This is a genomic window from Bradyrhizobium sp. KBS0727 (assembly GCF_005937885.2).
Classification (GTDB): Bacteria; Pseudomonadota; Alphaproteobacteria; order Rhizobiales; family Xanthobacteraceae; genus Bradyrhizobium.
This window is the reverse complement of sequence record NZ_CP042176.1, coordinates 2,969,893-2,985,265: the sequence shown is the minus strand read 5'-3', so window position 1 is coordinate 2,985,265 and position 15,373 is coordinate 2,969,893. Positions and strand designations below refer to the sequence as shown.

At 63.2% G+C, this 15,373-nt stretch carries 16 protein-coding genes; 12 read left to right on the top strand and 4 right to left on the bottom strand.

Annotated features, from left to right (window positions below):
• Nucleotides 1-92: 92 nt before the first annotated feature.
• The gene (locus FFI89_RS13580) at nucleotides 93-719 is read right to left on the bottom strand and encodes a ParB-like protein (protein ID WP_138837291.1); all 627 of its coding nucleotides are present in this window, start codon (nucleotides 717-719) and stop codon (nucleotides 93-95) included.
• Between the two features lie 132 nt (nucleotides 720-851).
• Here FFI89_RS13580 and FFI89_RS13575 point away from each other — a divergent pair, with 132 nt between their 5' ends.
• The 7 genes from FFI89_RS13575 to FFI89_RS13545 all read left to right on the top strand — a co-directional run bounded on the left by FFI89_RS13575 (nucleotide 852) and on the right by FFI89_RS13545 (nucleotide 6,750).
• Nucleotides 852-1,736 (top strand): ion channel, encoded by an 885-nt coding sequence (locus FFI89_RS13575; RefSeq protein ID WP_138837289.1) that lies wholly within the window; start codon nucleotides 852-854, stop codon nucleotides 1,734-1,736.
• A 125-nt stretch (nucleotides 1,737-1,861) separates the two neighbouring features.
• Entirely contained in the window at nucleotides 1,862-2,200 is a 339-nt protein-coding gene (locus tag FFI89_RS13570) for a hypothetical protein (protein ID WP_138839244.1), read from the top strand.
• 184 nt (nucleotides 2,201-2,384) lie between these two features.
• Entirely contained in the window at nucleotides 2,385-2,678 is a 294-nt protein-coding gene (locus FFI89_RS13565; RefSeq protein ID WP_074832091.1) for an acyl carrier protein, read from the top strand.
• A 10-nt stretch (nucleotides 2,679-2,688) separates the two neighbouring features.
• Nucleotides 2,689-3,162, top strand: a complete 474-nt coding sequence (locus FFI89_RS13560; protein ID WP_138837287.1) for a 3-hydroxyacyl-ACP dehydratase FabZ family protein — start codon at nucleotides 2,689-2,691, stop codon at nucleotides 3,160-3,162.
• A complete protein-coding gene (locus FFI89_RS13555) occupies nucleotides 3,155-4,357 on the top strand; it encodes a beta-ketoacyl-ACP synthase (protein WP_138837285.1) in 1,203 nt (400 codons plus the stop codon). Before FFI89_RS13560 ends, FFI89_RS13555 begins: the two co-directional genes overlap by 8 nt.
• 102 nt (nucleotides 4,358-4,459) lie before the next feature.
• Nucleotides 4,460-5,737, top strand: a complete 1,278-nt coding sequence (locus FFI89_RS13550; protein WP_138837283.1) for a beta-ketoacyl-ACP synthase — start codon at nucleotides 4,460-4,462, stop codon at nucleotides 5,735-5,737.
• A gap of 77 nt (nucleotides 5,738-5,814) precedes the next feature.
• Nucleotides 5,815-6,750, top strand: coding sequence for a lipid A biosynthesis lauroyl acyltransferase (locus FFI89_RS13545; RefSeq protein WP_138837281.1), 936 nt, complete (start codon nucleotides 5,815-5,817; stop codon nucleotides 6,748-6,750).
• A gap of 108 nt (nucleotides 6,751-6,858) precedes the next feature.
• On the opposite strand, the gene FFI89_RS13540 is transcribed toward FFI89_RS13545, so the two are convergent.
• Genes FFI89_RS13540 through FFI89_RS13530 form a run of 3 tightly spaced genes read right to left on the bottom strand, consistent with a single transcriptional unit; the run spans nucleotide 6,859 to nucleotide 9,478 of the window.
• Entirely contained in the window at nucleotides 6,859-7,977 is a 1,119-nt protein-coding gene (locus FFI89_RS13540; RefSeq protein ID WP_138837279.1) for a polyamine ABC transporter substrate-binding protein, read from the bottom strand.
• Nucleotides 7,978-7,982: 5 nt separating this feature from the next.
• Entirely contained in the window at nucleotides 7,983-9,152 is a 1,170-nt protein-coding gene (locus FFI89_RS13535) for an aminotransferase (RefSeq protein WP_138837277.1), read from the bottom strand.
• A gap of 23 nt (nucleotides 9,153-9,175) precedes the next feature.
• A complete protein-coding gene (locus FFI89_RS13530; protein WP_138839242.1) occupies nucleotides 9,176-9,478 on the bottom strand; it encodes a rhodanese-like domain-containing protein in 303 nt (100 codons plus the stop codon).
• 648 nt (nucleotides 9,479-10,126) lie between these two features.
• Between FFI89_RS13530 and FFI89_RS13525 the strand changes: the two genes are divergently transcribed.
• From FFI89_RS13525 to hydA, 5 genes are all read left to right on the top strand, one after another.
• Nucleotides 10,127-11,434, top strand: coding sequence for an MFS transporter (locus tag FFI89_RS13525; protein ID WP_138837275.1), 1,308 nt, complete (start codon nucleotides 10,127-10,129; stop codon nucleotides 11,432-11,434).
• A gap of 77 nt (nucleotides 11,435-11,511) precedes the next feature.
• Nucleotides 11,512-12,312, top strand: a complete 801-nt coding sequence (locus FFI89_RS13520) for an aspartate/glutamate racemase family protein (RefSeq protein ID WP_210249114.1) — start codon at nucleotides 11,512-11,514, stop codon at nucleotides 12,310-12,312.
• A gap of 57 nt (nucleotides 12,313-12,369) precedes the next feature.
• Nucleotides 12,370-13,164, top strand: a complete 795-nt coding sequence (locus tag FFI89_RS13515; protein ID WP_138837273.1) for a GntR family transcriptional regulator — start codon at nucleotides 12,370-12,372, stop codon at nucleotides 13,162-13,164.
• Nucleotides 13,161-13,946, top strand: coding sequence for an aspartate/glutamate racemase family protein (locus FFI89_RS13510; RefSeq protein WP_138837272.1), 786 nt, complete (start codon nucleotides 13,161-13,163; stop codon nucleotides 13,944-13,946). The genes FFI89_RS13515 and FFI89_RS13510 overlap by 4 nt, the downstream gene beginning before the upstream one ends.
• Complete coding sequence (hydA, locus tag FFI89_RS13505) at nucleotides 13,943-15,367, top strand: dihydropyrimidinase (RefSeq protein ID WP_138837270.1); 1,425 nt, start codon at nucleotides 13,943-13,945, stop codon at nucleotides 15,365-15,367. Before FFI89_RS13510 ends, hydA begins: the two co-directional genes overlap by 4 nt.
• The last annotated feature ends 6 nt before the right edge of the window (nucleotides 15,368-15,373 follow it).

Here is a 15,373-nt window from a genome sequence, read left to right as displayed (position 1 = left end):
TACCGGTTCACGTAGCAATCAAGTTTACGCAGATTGCGTAGACTTATCTGCGGCAGAAAACGCGTCAAACAAGAGCCGCCTCAACACGGCGATCAATCGTCCGTCGTCGGCCCGCACCAGCCGGGCAGATAGACCGCGTCCTTGCTTTTGGCGAAGGCGAGGCCTTTCTCGACCGCCTTGGCGAAGTCCTCGTCCACGCTCTTGCGCGACATCTTCCGGCGCAGGAAGTCAGCCCACAGGAATTCGCTGAACGGGGTGGTGTCCTTGGCAAACCCGCCGGCGCGGCGCAGTTCGCCGGCGAGGCTGCGGAACGGATCGTTCTTGAGATCGACTATCGATTTCGGCAGGTCCTTGAAATGCCGGCGTTGGCCTTTGGCGTCGTAAGGATAGACCCACCGTTTGTTGTCCATCACACCCCAGAACGCGTCGCGTTGGACCATGGTGAGGTCGCCGATCACGGTCACGAGGATGTCCTTGACGCCTTCCGCGTGCAACGCGCACGCCAGATGATGGTGGTCGACCACGTAGTGGCGTTGGTCCGGCCCGAGCACGACCGGGATCATGTGTTTGCCGAGCAACTCGGCGCGCTTCTTTTCCGACTTGTGCTCGCGCCAGCGCTTGCTCTTTTCCTTCACCTCGCGCATTCCGACCGTCATCTGGGTCGGACGCAGCGACAGGATCGGGATCGGTTTGAGAATTGGTTCGCGTGTATTGGCCATGCTTGAACCCTCTATTTAGACCCAGATTTAGACCCTGGCCTGACCGGCAAAAATCGCTCTGAAACCGGTTCCAATATGCCATGATGGCGCGGCCGGTAAAATGCCCGCAAGCGCCTGCGAGAGAACCGAATAATGGCCAAAAGCCCGACTGAACGAACGCCAAAAGCCCGGGTGGTGCGGCTTGGCGGCCGCGAGTTCGTCACCGAAGGCCTGAATCTGAATTTCTGGGCCGACATCAGCCACCGGTGCATGACGGCTTCCTGGCCGGCCTTCATCGGCGGCGCCGCGGTAGTGTTCATCGCCTTCAACGCCTTCTTCGCGTTCTTCTACTGGATCGGTAACCAGCCGATCGCCAACGTGCCCGGCGGCGCCTACATCGATTATCTCTATTTCAGCATCGAGACGCTCTCGACCGCCGGCTACGGCGACATGCACCCGCAAACCCATTACGGCCACTTCATCGCCACCGTCGAACTGTTCACCGGCATCTTCTCGATGTCGGTCATGACCGGGCTGGTGTTTGCGCGCTTCTCGCGTCCGAGCGCCCGGTTGCTGTTCGTCGAGAACCCGGTGATATCGGATCATGAGGGCGAGCCGACGCTGATGATCCGCCTCGCCAACGAGCGCCACAACATCATCAGCAACGCCAACGCGCGGCTATGGCTGTTCAAGAATATCGTCAGCAAGGAGGGCCGGTCGTTTCGACGGTTCTATGAACTGCCGCTGTCGCGCAACGAAAGCCCGGCGCTGGCGCTGAGCTGGACGCTGTTTCACGTCATCGACGAGGCCAGCCCGTTATACGGCCTCAACGCCGACGATCTCGAAGCCAACAATATCTCGCTCGTGGTGGTGGTGTCCGGATACGACGTGGTTGCAGCGCAAACCGTCCATGCCCGCAAAGCCTATGACTATCCCGACATCCGCATCGGGCACCACTATGCGGAAATCCTCGATACCACGGAGGACGGCCGCCTGCGGGTCGACTACGGCCGGTTCCACGAGACGCTGCCGGACTAGAGTGCTTTCCAGCGAAGGCGTTGCAAGGCCGGCGCGACAGTCATGCACGCCAAGATTTGATGTTGGAAGCCGCACAGGCGGTGCTAAAAAGGACCACGATTTGTCGCGGACCGACGATGACGATTGTGAAGAGCCAGCGGCCGATATCAGGGAATGACGAGCACGTCGTGCTCAAATTCCGGCCGCGCACCTCGGCGCATCCACCCGGCCGGCACGAACAGCCCACTCCGCCCCATGCGCTGTCGACGGCGAACGACCTGTCCCGTTACGAACGCGCCCGCGACGAGCCCGACGACTTCCGTCACCGCATGCTCGCCAATGTCGCAGCGCTGGCGTTCACCATCGCGCTGACCGCGATCGGCATCTGGCTCGCCATCAGCATCGCCGATCTCCGCAGAACCCAGGACTGCGTCCTGATGGGCCGGCGCGACTGCGCCCGGATTTCCGAGATGCCGCGCACCTGACCCCGGAAACAGCCATTTTTTCTGGCAAATCCGTCCCCGCTTGGGCCGCCCGCCTCCATTGAACTCAAGGCCCCGCTCCGATATACGGGCTCTCGACTCCGGCCGGGGAAACAGGGCATTCCGGGGCCTCCGCCCGCCTCCTCCAGCCAATCCGGATTATCTCCAATATATCAAAGGCTTAATGATGTCCTCTACATACGATCAGATCGCCAACATTATCGCCGAGACCTGCGACATTCCCCGCGACACGATCAAGCCTGAGAGCCACGCCATCGACGATCTTGGAATCGACAGCCTCGACTTTCTCGACATCGCCTTTGCAATCGACAAGGCGTTCGGCATCAAGATGCCGCTCGAAAAGTGGACCCAGGAAGTCAACGACGGCAAGGCCACGACCGAACAGTATTTCGTGCTGCAGAATCTCGCCGATCGCATCGACGAACTGGTCGCCGCCAAGAACGCAGGAACGGGCGCGTAGTCGCCCCGCCATGGAACTCGATTATTTCAGGCTGATCGATCGCATCGTCGACCTCAACGTCGACGAGAAGAAGATTACGGTCGAGGCACAGGTTCCGGAAAAGCACACCATTTTCGAGGGGCACTTCCCGGGCTACCCGATCATGCCCGGCGTGCTGCTGACCGAGGCGATGGCGCAAAGTTCCGGCTGGCTGCTGCTCGGCATCACGAAGTTCGAGCGCATGCCGTTCCTTGCCATGGTGAAGGAAGCCAAGATGCGCGGTTTCGTCAATCCGGGCGACCTCTTGACGATCGAGGCCAAGGTCGAGCACGAAGGCTCGGGCTTTGCGGTGACCTCGGCCAAGGTGCGCGTCGGCAAGGAACTGAAATGCAGCGCCGACCTGACCTTCCGCCAGATCCCCTTCCCGCATCCGGACTTGCGCGTCCACATGGACGCAATGGCCACCAAGATCGGCTTTCCCCTGCAGGCGATGACGCATGACTGAATCCAAATCCCCGCCGCCCAAGGAAGTCTGGATCACCGGCATCGGCATCGTGTCCTCGCTCGGCGAAGGACTGGACGCGCATTGGGATGCGCTGAACCAAAAGCGGATCAATACCGAAGCCCAGCGCTTCGCGCCCTACATCGTGCATCCGCTCGCCCCGGTTTCGTTCGACGCCCAGATTCCGAAAAAGGGCGATCAGCGTCAGATGGAAGCCTGGCAGCGCATCGGCACCTATGCCGCGGGGCTGGCGCTGGATTCCGCCGGGATCAAGGGCAACGCGGAAATTCTTGGCCGGACCGACATGATCGTCGCCGCCGGCGGCGGCGAACGCGACCTCGCGGTCGACCTCGCGATCATGAACGCCGACGCCAACGGCAATTCCGGGCCCGGCTTTCTCAACGAGCGGCTGATGAACGATCTGCGGCCGACGCTGTTTCTGGCCCAGCTCTCCAACCTGCTCGCCGGCAACATCGCCATCGTCCATGGCGTCTGCGGGACGTCGCGGACCTTCATGGGCGAGGAAGCCGCCTCGATCGACGCGGCCCGGATCGCGCTCGCCAGGATCGAATCCGGCCAGAGCGACATCGCCCTGGTCGGCGCGGCGCACAATGGCGAGCGTTCCGATCTGCTGGTGCTCTACGAATTCGACGATTTCAACCTGACCGGCGACTTCGCACCGGTATGGGCGCGCAAGGACAACAGCGGCTTCGCGCTCGGTTCCGCCGGCTGTTTCCTGGTGCTGGAATCCCGCGAGCACGCCGAAGCGCGCGGTGCCAGGCCTTACGCGAAACTGACCAAGGTGGTCGCCGACCTCGCGCAGCGCCAGCAACCGGGCGCGGTGACCAAATCGCTGGAAGCGATGTGGCCGAAGCTCGGCGTGCTCACCGACAACGGCAACCTGATCACGGGTGCTACCGGCGCGGAACCGGTGACGTCGGAAGAAAAGACGTTCCTGGCCCAGCACCCCGGCTTTGCGGTGCGCGCGACCGGGACGATGTTCGGCCACACACTGGAAACCCAGTTTCCGCTTGGGCTGGCCCTGGCTGCACTTTCAATCTCGCGCGGCGCCCTGTTTCCGCCCAACGATCCGACCGGCCTCGAGGTTGAAAAACCTGATGCGCCGACCCAGATTGTCGTGCTGGGGACCGGTCACTGGCAGGGCGAAGGCATGGCGCTGGTGGAAGCGATCAAATAAAGCGCGCGCATGCGCGCTCTCAGAAATACGGCGCGCTAGCGCGCTGTTGGAAATACGGCGCGCAGGCGCTTTTGAAACCGACGCAGCATCGACGGGGAAACCATGTCAGCACCACGCGATAAACTTGGCAGGCCGATCGTCGTCGTTACCGGCATGGGTGTTGTGACCTCGCTCGGCGCCGGCAAGCGGGACAACTGGACCCGGCTGACCGCGGGCGAGTCCGGGATCCGGACCGTGACGCGGTTTCCGGTCGACGGCCTGAAAACCACCATGGCCGGCACTGTCGATTTCCTCACCGTCGATCCAGCCACGTCGACCGGTCTCACCGAGCGCCTGGCCGAAATTGCGACCGAGGAAGCGCTCGAACAGGCCGCCATCGGCAGCAAGGCGAATTTCCCCGGGCCGCTGTTTCTCGCGGTCGCCCCGGTCGAGGTCGAGTGGCCGCAGCGGCTCGCGCTCGGGCGCGCGACCGGAATGACGCAGTTCGATTATGGTGACATGCTGCGCGTCAGCGGCGGCGGCAGGTTCAGCGAATTTCATCACCGCTTCATGTTCGGTTCGGTGGCCAGCCATCTCGCCGAAACCTTCGGTACCAAAGGCTCGCCGATCTCGCTATCGACCGCCTGTGCCTCCGGCGCCACCGCGATCCAGCTCGGCGTCGAAGCGATCCGCCGCGGCGAGGCCGACGCCGCGTTGTGCGTCGGCACCGACGGCTCGGTCAATCCGGAAGCGCTGGTGCGCTTCTCGCTGCTGTCGGCGCTGTCGACGCAGAACAACCCGCCGCAGGCCGCTTCAAAGCCGTTCTCGAAGAACCGCGACGGCTTCGTCATGGCCGAGGGTGCCGGCGCGATGGTGCTGGAGAGCTATGATTCCGCGATGGCGCGCGGCGCCACCATTCTCGGCGTCGTCGCCGGCTGCGGCGAGCTGACCGACTCGTTCCACCGCACGCGCTCCAGCCCGGACGGCAAGCCGATCATCGGCTGCATGCGCAAGACGCTCGCCGACGCCGGCCTCGAGCCGGAACAGATCGACCACATCAACGCGCACGGCACCGCGACGCCCGAAAACGACAAGATGGAGTACAACACCACGGCGGTCGTGTTCGGCGAGCACCTGTCGAAGATCCCGGTGTCGTCGAACAAGTCGATGGTCGGACATACCATCTCGGCCGCCGGTGCGGTCGAGGCGGTGTTCTCGCTCTTGACGCTTGAGCATCAGCGGATCCCGCCGACCATCAATTACGAGGTGCCGGATCCGGCAATCCTGTTCGACGTTGTCGGCAACAAGGCGCGCGACGCCCGCGTCACCGCGGTGATGTCGAACTCGTTCGGTTTCGGCGGGCAAAATGCCTCGCTGATCCTGACGCGCGAACCCGTGTAGCGCGTTATCAGCCTCTTTCGTTTGACGCGTTTTCTTAACGCGAACCGGTATCCACTTCGCTTGAAAACGCTATCATCATGAACCGCCTGCTCCTTCGTACCAAGGCACGCCTGCGCGACGCCGCCAAGCCGGTTTCGGAAGCAGCCGTCGGCGCGCTGACGATCGGCCTGTTGCGCTCGACGCGCTATTTCGACCCGGACAAGACCGCGAACTTCTTTGGCCGGGTCACCCGTTTCATCGGCCGAAGGCTGCGCGAGGATCGCATCGGCCGCGAAAATCTCACCGCCGCCTTCCCCGAGAAATCGCCCGAGGAGATCGAAACCATCCTGGCCGGCGTCTGGGACAATCTCGGCCGCATCGGTGCTGAATTCGCCCATCTCGACCACATCTGGGATTACGACCTCGACCATCCCGAGAAACCAAGCCGCATCGAGTTCAGTGCGCGGACCAAGCAACTGTTCGATGCGCTGCGCGATGACGGCAAGCCAGCGATCATCTTCGCCAGCCACCTCGGCAACTGGGAAATCCCGGCGCTCGGCGCCGTCGCCCACGGGCTCGATTGCGCCATCCTGTTCCGGCGGCCGAACATCGAGTCGGCCGATCGCGCGATCGAGCGGATCCGCGCGATCAAGATGGGCACGCTGGTACCTGCCGGCCGCGACGCGCCGCTCAAGCTCGCCGAAGCCCTGCAGAACGGCCAGCACGTCGCGATGCTCGTCGATCAGTACATGGGCAACGGCGTCGAGGTGACGTTCTTCGGCCGCAAGACCAAGGCCAACCCGACGCTGGCCAGGCTGTTGCGGCAGGTCGAATGCCCGGTCCACGGCGTCCGCATCATCCGCCTGCCCAACCACCGCTTCCGCGCCGAACTGTCCGAAGAGGTCAAGCCGGTGCGCGACGCCGCCGGACAAATCGATATTCAGGGCACGATGCAGGCGGTCACATCGGTGATCGAAGGCTGGGTGCGCGAATATCCCGACCAGTGGCTGTGGCTGCACCGCCGCTGGCGGTAGGGGCTCGACCTCATGGTGAGGAGCGCGTCTTCGCGCGTCTCGAACCATAGAGCCCCGCTGTGGCCATCCTTCGAGACGGCGCTTCGCGCCTCCTCAGGATGAGGGCAGTCATTTCCCCGTCTTCACCCGGGTCCACAACCGGTTGATGATGCGCTGGGTGGCGGCGTCGCGGGCCTGGATCACGAACAGCTTCTTCTGCATCGCTTCGTCCGGATAGATATTCTTGTCGTTCAGGATTTTGGGGTCGATCAGCTTCTGGCTCGCCAGATTGCCGTTGGCGTAGGACAGAAAATCCGAATTCTTGGCCGCGACCTCGGGACGGTAGAGATAGTTGATCAGCTCATAGGCTTCCGCGACATTCTTCGCATCCGACGGTATCGCCAGATTGTCGAAGAACATCTGCGCGCCCTCCTTCGGGATGGTGTAGCCGATGTCGATGCCGTTTTTGGCTTCCGCCGCGCGGCTGCGCGCCTGCATGATGTCGCCCGACCAGCCAACCACGAAGCAGATCTCGCCGGAGGCCAGCGCGCCGAGATATTCGGACGAGTGAAACTTGCGGACATAGGGCCTGATCTTGAGGACAAGATCGGCGGCCTTTTCGAGATCAGCCTGCTTGGTCGAATTCGGGTCGATGCCGAGATAGCTCAGCGCCGCCGGGAGAATGTCATCGGCGGAATCCAGCATGTGGATACCGCAATCCTTGAATTTGGCAAGGTTCTCCGGCTTGAACACCATGTCCCAGCTGTCGATCCTGGCATCCGGCCCGAGGATTTTTTCCGCCATCTTGACGTTGTAGCCGATGCCGGTGGTGCCCCACATGTAGTTGGCGCCGTAATTGTTGCCGGGATCGTAGATGGCGAGTTGCTGCGTCACCACCGGCCAGGCGTTGGCAAGGTTCGGCAGCTTCGCCTTGTCGAGTTTCAGGAAAACTTTTGCCGTGATCTGGCGCTGCAGGAAATAGCCGGTCGGCACCACGACGTCGTAGCCGGATTTTCCCGCCAGCAGCCGCGTCTCCAGCGTCTCGTTGGCGTCGAAGGTGTCGTAGACCACCTTGATGCCAGTTTCCCTGGTGAAGTTCTCCAGCACGTCCGGCGCCATGTAGTTCGACCAATTGTAGAAATTGACCGTGCGCTCCTCGGCGCCGGCGGGCGCGGCCAGCAGAACCACCGCCGTCGCGGCCAGCAAATAAACCTGCAAACGACGTTTGATCCGGGTCCGGTCGCGCATCTCTTCTACCTTTTGCGGCGATGGACCGCGTCCGACAAACGCTCCAGCGCGGTATCCAGCGTGGCATCCTTCTTGGAGAAACAGAATCGCACCACCGACGTCACCGCATCCTGCTCGTAGAACGCCGACACCGGGATCGCGGCGACCTTGTAGTCGCTGACGATGCGCTGGCAGAATGCCACATCGGTTTCGTTCAATCCGAGCGGCGACAGGTCGACGGTGAGGAAATACGTGCCCTGCGATTTCAGCACCGGGAAACCGATACGCTCCAATCCCCTGGTGAGGCGGTCCCTGCTTCGCGCCAGATCGTTGCGCATGTCGTAGAAATATTCCGCCGGCTTGTTGAGGCCATAGGCGACGGCGGCCTGCAGGTTGGGCGCGGTGGTGAAGGTGAGAAACTGATGTACCTTGGCTGCGACCCTGAGCAGCGGCGGCGCGGCGCAGACAAAGCCGATCTTCCAGCCGGTCAGCGAGAAGATCTTGCCGGCGCTGCCGACCTTGATGGTGCGGTCGCGCATGCCCGGGATCGTGATCAGCGGAATATGCTCGCGGCCATCGAACACCACGTGCTCCCAGACCTCGTCACAGATCGCAACGGTGTCGAACTCCTGGCAGAACCGCGCCAGCAATTCGAGGTCTTCGCGCGGATAGACCACGGCGGCCGGATTGAGCGGATTGTTGAACAGTACCGCCTTGGTCTTGTGGTTGAAGACGCTGCGCAGCATCTCCTCGTTCAGCCGCCACTCCGGCGGCTCCAGCCGCAACAGGCGCGGAATGCCGCCGGCCTGGCGGATGATCGGCAGGTAGCTGTCATAGACCGGCTGGAACACCACGACTTCGTCGCCGGGCTCGACCACGGCGAGGATCGACGCGGTCAGCGCCTCGGTACCGCCGGAGGTCACCATCACCTCGGTCATCGGATCGAGGCTGAGGTTGTGCCAGCGCCGGTAATGATCTGATATCGCGGTCCGCAGTTCCGGAATGCCCATCATCGACGGGTATTGGTTGTAGCCGTTGACCGTCGCGTCCGCGGCAGCGCGGCGGATATCCTCCGGGCCGGGATCGTCGGGAAAACCCTGGCCGAGATTGATCGCGTTGTTGTCGCGCGCGGCCTGCGACATCGCCTCGAACACGGTGACGGGAAGGTCGGCGAAGACCTTGTTCATGGAAGTCATGCAAAGAAATCCTTGAGGCGCGCTCAGCCGCCGGTCCTGGTCGGCAGTCCCGCAGCCTTCCAGCCCAAAATGCCACCGGCCAGATGGTGGTCATACGCCAGGCCCGCCGCCTGCGCCGCCAGCGACGCCGTCACCGAGCGCTTGCCCGAGCGGCAGGCAAACACCACCGTCTTGCCTTTTGGATCAGGAATGGCCGCGGGATCGAAGGTCGAGAGTGGAACCACCACACCGTCCGGATAGGCCTCCACCGCGACCTCGTTTGGCTCGCGGACGTCGACCAGCAGATAGCGTCCCTCCGCCATCCCCTTCGACACTTCCTCCGGCATTAAATCGTGCACCTGATGATCCGCCACGCCTGTCCTCCCAACGATTTGCAAGTGGGCCAGCCAGCCCGTTATTCGGGGCGCAACGTCGCCTCTCGCGCGACGAAAATCAAGCGCTGCAAACGGTTTAAGCGGCCGCCCGAAAGCTGTTCCGCAAGCCCCCGTATTACCGAAACTGCTTCGTGACCGGCCAAGCCCCGTTGGGGGTTTGAGAACCGGACAACCAAATTCGGCGGCGTCGCGAAATGAAGCGATGTACCACTGCCAGGCATAGCCGCGCGCGACGACGATCGCGTTCGCGGCAGCGGAGCGCTTGCCGGGTATCGCTACCGCGAAAACATGCATCCGGACAGGACGAGCCACGGCCAGCCTCATCGCTATTTCGTCGCAGTGCGGATCGCGATCCAGGGACAAGACTTTACCGTGACCGCATCGAAACAGCGCATTCGAGCGGGAATCCCGCGCGCCATCGCCTGAATTATACAACAAAAAGATTATATATATCAGTGTATTACTAAATATTGCATGCAATATGCTATTTTCTGGTTGTCCCCGTCTTGCAGTTGCCCTAGATCGGAAATGGCCCAAGCCTGCCGCCACAGCGGGGTCACGCGCAAAGAAGGATGGGGATCAAACCGACGGAGGCTGAGAATGGACGGGCGTACGACGACGGCAGATGGTGGTGCTCTGGCACTGAAGCGGACCAACGTCCGCTGGAGGATTTTCCTCCTGATGTTGTTCCTGATCGCGATCAACTACATCGATCGCGCGTCACTCTCGGTGGCGATGCCGCTCATCGCCAAGGAGTTCAATCTCGATCCGGCGACGCAGGGCTTTATCCTCAGCTCGTTCTTCTGGACCTATGCGTTCATGCAGATCCCGGGCGGCATGCTCGCGGACCGCTTCAAGCCCCGCATTGTCATTGCTGCGGCGACCATCGGCTGGGGCTTCTTCCAGGCGATCGCTGCCGTGTCCACCAGCTGGGTGATGCTGCTGCTGACACGTCTTGGCCTCGGCGCTACCGAGGCGCCGATCTATCCCGCGGGCGGCAAGCTCAATGCGATCTGGATGACGCAGAACGAGCGCGCCCGTGGCGCCACCCTGCTGGACGGCGGTGCGCCGCTCGGGGCTGCGCTTGGCGCGATCGTCATCGCGTGGCTGATCGCGGCATTCGATTCATGGCGCGCGGCGTTCCTGGTGGCCGGCGTGGGTACGGTTTTGTGCGGTCTTCTGGCCTGGTGGTACATCCGCAACGCGCCGCGCGAGCATCCCTCCGTTGACGACAGCGAGGCGCGTTTCATCGAGGCCGCGCACGCCGAGGAAGATGCCCAGGCGCCGGCGTCGCTCGGCGGCAGCGCAGCGGGCTATTTCCGCTACCGCTCGGTCTGGCTGATGTGCTGCGGCTGGATGTTCTTCAACACCGTGTTCTACGGGTTGTTGACCTGGATGCCGAACTATCTGTTCAAGGTGCATGGCTTCGACATCAAGACGCTGGGCGGCGCTTCCTTCATCATCTTCTTCGCCGGCTTCATCGGCGAGCTCGTCGGCGGCTTCATCGCCGACGCCTGGCGCGCCCGCGGCGGCACGCCGAACCTCGTGTTCCGCACGCTGTTCGGTGTCGCGGCGCTGATCGCAACGGTCTCGGTCTTTGCCGTCGCCTATGTTCGCGATCCCGTCATCGTCGTGGTGCTGCTGTCGACGACGCTGTTCTTCCTGCGCTGGTGCGGCATGTACTGGGCGATCCCCTCGATGCTGGCGACGCGGGACCGTGCCGGGTTCCTCGGCGGCTGCATGAACCTTGGCGGCAACATCGCCGGCATCACCGTGCCGATCATCGTCGGCTTCATCGTCCAGCTGACCGGATCATATTTCCTGGCACTGATGTTCTTTGCCGCCGCCGGGCTCGCGCTGCTCGCGTGCTCGATGTCGATCGACTATAGCCGCAAGCTGCCAGTCTAGCGATTTGCGGCCGTCACGTGCCTCCCCGGATCACCTCCGGGGAGGCTGTCACTGACATAGAGAGCTGGAAAACGACGATGACACGACGCATTCGTCTCGGCATGTTGACCCCTTCGTCCAACACCGTGCTTGAGCCGGTCACGATGTCGATGCTGGCCGGCCTGCCCGATATCTCCGCGCATTTCTCCCGCTTCAAGGTTACCGAAATCGCGCTCTCCGAGCAGGCGCTCGGCCAGTTCGACGACAGCGAGATCCTGCGCGCGGCCGAACTCCTCGCGCATGCCAAGGTCGATACGATCGCCTGGAACGGCACCTCGGCAAGCTGGCTCGGCTTCGACCGCGACGAGCAGCTATGCGCGCGCATTCGCGCCGCCACCGGCATTGCCGCCTGCACCTCCGTGCTGGCCTTTCGCGAGATTTTCGAGCGAACGGGGGTCCGACGGGTCGGCCTCGTCACGCCGTACCGCAGCGACGTGCAGTCCCGGATCATGGCGAACTGGCAGGCGTCGGGGTTTCACTGCAGCGCCGAACGGCATCTGCGGCTGCAGGATAATTTCTCCTTCGCGGAGGTCGGTGAGGAACAGATCGCCGATCTCGTGCGCGCCGTAGCGCGGGACGGCTGCGATGCGGTGGCGATCGTTTGCACGAATATGCGCGGCGCCGGCCTCGCCGAACCGCTCGAGAGGGAGCTCGGCATCCCCGTCTATGATTCGATCGCTGCGACGTTGTGGAAGAGCCTGGCTGTCGCCGGCGTCTCGCCCTCGCGCGTCAAAGGATGGGGCAGTCTGTTTAGGGATGAGCGGCTGGCAACGGTGGGGCCCGTTTCGGGCGAACGCCAGCCGTCGGCTGACGCGGACAGACATTTGACCGGCTCGTGATCCGATTTCGATACCGTCTCAGGGCGCGGACGCTATAAGTGCCCGGAGGAGAACGTGATGGCGCTACGCAAGAAAGCAAAGACAGGCGCCCGGCCCGGTCGCCCGGCTATCGCCAACAGGCGTCTGCGGCTTCAGCGCACGGGTCTGCACGAGGAGACGACGGGGCGGCTGAGAGGCCTGATCGTTCGCGGTGATCTCGCGCCGGGGGAAACCCTGGTGGAAGCGGATCTGTCGGAGGCACTCGGCATCTCCCGCACGCCACTGCGCGAGGCGCTGAAACTCCTGGCTTCCGAAGGGCTGGTCGAGCTGCGCCTCAACCGCAGCGCAATGATCGCGCCGATGCGCAAGGAAGAGATCGACGAACTTTTCGAGGCCGTCAGTGGCATTGAACGCGTTGCGGCCGAGCTTGCCGCGCTTCGCATGACCGAGCGCGACCTGGAGAAGCTCGACCATCTGCAGGAGCGGATGGAGCGCCTGCACGATTCCGGCAAGCTTCGCGACTATTTTGAGCTCAATCAGCAAATTCACGGCTTTATCGTCACCTGCTCGCGCAACAGGGCGCTGAAGGCTACTCACGACTGGCTGCTCGGCCGCGCCGAGCGCGCCCGCTTCTTCGCTCTGTCGTCACAGGAGCGGTGGGACGAATCCGTGCAGGAGCACCGTGCGTTGCTCGCAGCGCTGAAGCAGCGCGATGCCGAACGCGCCGGCCGCCTGCTGGCGCGGCACGTGGTCCGGACCGGGATCGTGGTCAGGGAGATTCTCAACGACCGGCTGGAAGGGGCAAAGCAGCCCGACGATCCGGCTGCGGTCGCGCGCAGCGGCGGCTCCGCGCAACAAGAGGAACGTCCATGAGGATCCTACTGCTCAACCCGAACACCAGCCAGGACGTAACCGATCTCCTGGCGTCGGCCGGGCGCGAGGCGGCTTCACCCGGCACCGAGCTTGTTCCGCTCACCGCGCCGCGTGGGGTGCCCTACATCGCAACCCGCGCCGAGGCGCAGATCGGTGGCGCGATCGCGCTCGAACTCCTCGCGGAGCACCAGCATGACGTCGATGCGGCAATTATTGCTGCGTTCGGCGATCCCGGCCTGTTCGGTGCACGCGAACTGTTCGACATCCCGATCGTCGGCATGGCCGAAAGCGCGATGCTGACGGCCTGCATGCTGGGCCGTCGCTTCTCGATCGTCACCTTCGCGCGCGCGCTTGGACCCTGGTACCAGGAGTGCGTCGAGATGCACGGACTGCGCGAGCGCTGCGCAGGCATCCGCATGCTCGACGGCGCTTTCCGCTCGATCTCCAACGTCCAGGACGAAAAGGAAGCGCTGCTGGTCGAACTCGCCAACCGCGCGGTGCGCGAGGACGGGGCCGACGTGATCATCCTGGCCGGCGCTCCGCTCGCGGGTCTCGCGAGCAAGATCAAGTCCAAGATTCCCGTTCCAGTCGTGGATCAGGTCGCGGCCGCCGTAAGGCAGGCGGAGACGCTGGTTGCGCTCGCACCCAGGAAAGCGACCGCCGGGACGTTTCGCCGGCCGGATCCGAAGCCGACCATTGGATTGCCGGACGCGCTCGGACGTCACATCGAGCATCGCGACGCGGTCGAACCAAGAGTCTCACGCAAGGCAAAGCAGCTATGAGCGCCCTCGACATCATCATTCGCGGCGGCACCGTCGCCACCGCTTCCGACACATTTCAGTGCGACGTCGGAATCCGCGACGGACGCATCGCGGTGCTGGGCCATGATTTGGGCGCGGCACGCGAGGTGATCGATGCGGCCGGCAAGCTCGTTCTGCCCGGCGGCATCGACAGCCATGTCCACTTCTCCCAGCCCTCCGGGCCCGACGTCGTCATGGCCGATGATTTCGAAAGCGGAACGCGCTCCGCGGCGTTCGGCGGCAACACCACGGTGCTGCCGTTCTGCCTTCAGGAAAAGGGGCATTCGCTGCGCGAGGCCGTGAAGCAGTATCACCGGCTCGCGGACGGCAATTGCTATGTCGATGTGTCCTTTCACCTGATCATTTCCGATCCGACCGAGCAGGTGCTGGGACAGGAGCTGCCGGCGCTGATCCAGAACGGCTACACCTCCTTCAAGGTGTTCATGACCTACGAGGATCTCGCGCTTTCGGACCGCGAGATCCTCGAGGTGATGTCGGTGGCGCGCGAAACCGGTGCGCTGGTGATGGTGCACGCCGAGAACTACGATGCGATCCGCTTCCTGACCGATCGCCTGGAGCGCGCCGCGAAGACCGAACCCTATTATCACGCGGTCTCACGTCCGATCGTGGTCGAGCGCGAGGCGACGCACCGCGCGATCTCGCTCGCCGAGCTGGTCGACGTGCAGGTCATGATCGTTCACGTATCGAACCGCGAGTCGATGGAGGAAATCCGGCGCGCGCAGCAGAAGGGCCTGAAGGTCTTTGGCGAGACCTGCCCGCAATATCTCGTGCTCACGGCGGACGACCTGAAGGGTCTCAACATGGAGGGCGCCAAGTATGTCTGCTCGCCGCCGCCGCGCGATGAGGCCAGCCAGGCTGCCTGCTGGGAGGGTCTGCGCACCGGCGTGTTTTCGGTATTCTCATCCGATCATTGCCCGTTCCGCTACGACGATCCACAAGGCAAGCTCGCCCCGAAAGGGCGCACGAGCTTCCGCTGGGTGCCGAACGGTATTCCGGGCGTCGCCACGCGTCTGCCGATCCTGTTTTCGGAAGGCGTCGTGAAGGGCCGCATCGATCTCAATCGCTTCGTGGCCCTGACATCCACCAACCATGCCAAGACCTACGGTCTTTATCCCCGCAAGGGAACGATTGCAGTCGGTGCAGATGCCGACATCGCGATCTGGGATCCGGACAAGCGCGTCACCATCACCCATGACCTGCTCCGCGACGGCTCCGACTATACACCTTACGAAGGACGCGAAGTCACCGGCTGGCCGATCCTCACGATGGTAAGGGGACAGGTCGTGATGAGGGACGGTGAGCTTGTCGGCACGCGAGGCCATGGCACGTATCTGCCGCGCAACAAATCTTCCATCGCGACCTCGGATCGTTCCCGCTCCTGAGGTTGC

What these genes read in the sequence shown, in the direction of transcription:
- FFI89_RS13530 (WP_138839242.1), bottom strand. Translation starts at nt 9,478, where the DNA reads ATGCCGGAGGAAGTGTCGAAGGGGATGGCGGAGGGACGCTATCTGCTG.
- FFI89_RS13535 (WP_138837277.1), bottom strand. Translation starts at nt 9,152, where the DNA reads ATGACTTCCATGAACAAGGTCTTCGCCGACCTTCCCGTCACCGTGTTC.
- FFI89_RS13560 (WP_138837287.1), top strand. Translation starts at nt 2,689, where the DNA reads ATGGAACTCGATTATTTCAGGCTGATCGATCGCATCGTCGACCTCAAC.
- FFI89_RS13565 (WP_074832091.1), top strand. Translation starts at nt 2,385, where the DNA reads ATGTCCTCTACATACGATCAGATCGCCAACATTATCGCCGAGACCTGC.
- FFI89_RS13510 (WP_138837272.1), top strand. Translation starts at nt 13,161, where the DNA reads ATGAGGATCCTACTGCTCAACCCGAACACCAGCCAGGACGTAACCGAT.
- hydA (WP_138837270.1), top strand. Translation starts at nt 13,943, where the DNA reads ATGAGCGCCCTCGACATCATCATTCGCGGCGGCACCGTCGCCACCGCT.
- FFI89_RS13525 (WP_138837275.1), top strand. Translation starts at nt 10,127, where the DNA reads ATGGACGGGCGTACGACGACGGCAGATGGTGGTGCTCTGGCACTGAAG.
- FFI89_RS13520 (WP_210249114.1), top strand. Translation starts at nt 11,512, where the DNA reads ATGACACGACGCATTCGTCTCGGCATGTTGACCCCTTCGTCCAACACC.
- FFI89_RS13515 (WP_138837273.1), top strand. Translation starts at nt 12,370, where the DNA reads ATGGCGCTACGCAAGAAAGCAAAGACAGGCGCCCGGCCCGGTCGCCCG.
- FFI89_RS13540 (WP_138837279.1), bottom strand. Translation starts at nt 7,977, where the DNA reads ATGCGCGACCGGACCCGGATCAAACGTCGTTTGCAGGTTTATTTGCTG.
- FFI89_RS13555 (WP_138837285.1), top strand. Translation starts at nt 3,155, where the DNA reads ATGACTGAATCCAAATCCCCGCCGCCCAAGGAAGTCTGGATCACCGGC.
- FFI89_RS13580 (WP_138837291.1), bottom strand. Translation starts at nt 719, where the DNA reads ATGGCCAATACACGCGAACCAATTCTCAAACCGATCCCGATCCTGTCG.
- FFI89_RS13575 (WP_138837289.1), top strand. Translation starts at nt 852, where the DNA reads ATGGCCAAAAGCCCGACTGAACGAACGCCAAAAGCCCGGGTGGTGCGG.
- FFI89_RS13545 (WP_138837281.1), top strand. Translation starts at nt 5,815, where the DNA reads ATGAACCGCCTGCTCCTTCGTACCAAGGCACGCCTGCGCGACGCCGCC.
- FFI89_RS13550 (WP_138837283.1), top strand. Translation starts at nt 4,460, where the DNA reads ATGTCAGCACCACGCGATAAACTTGGCAGGCCGATCGTCGTCGTTACC.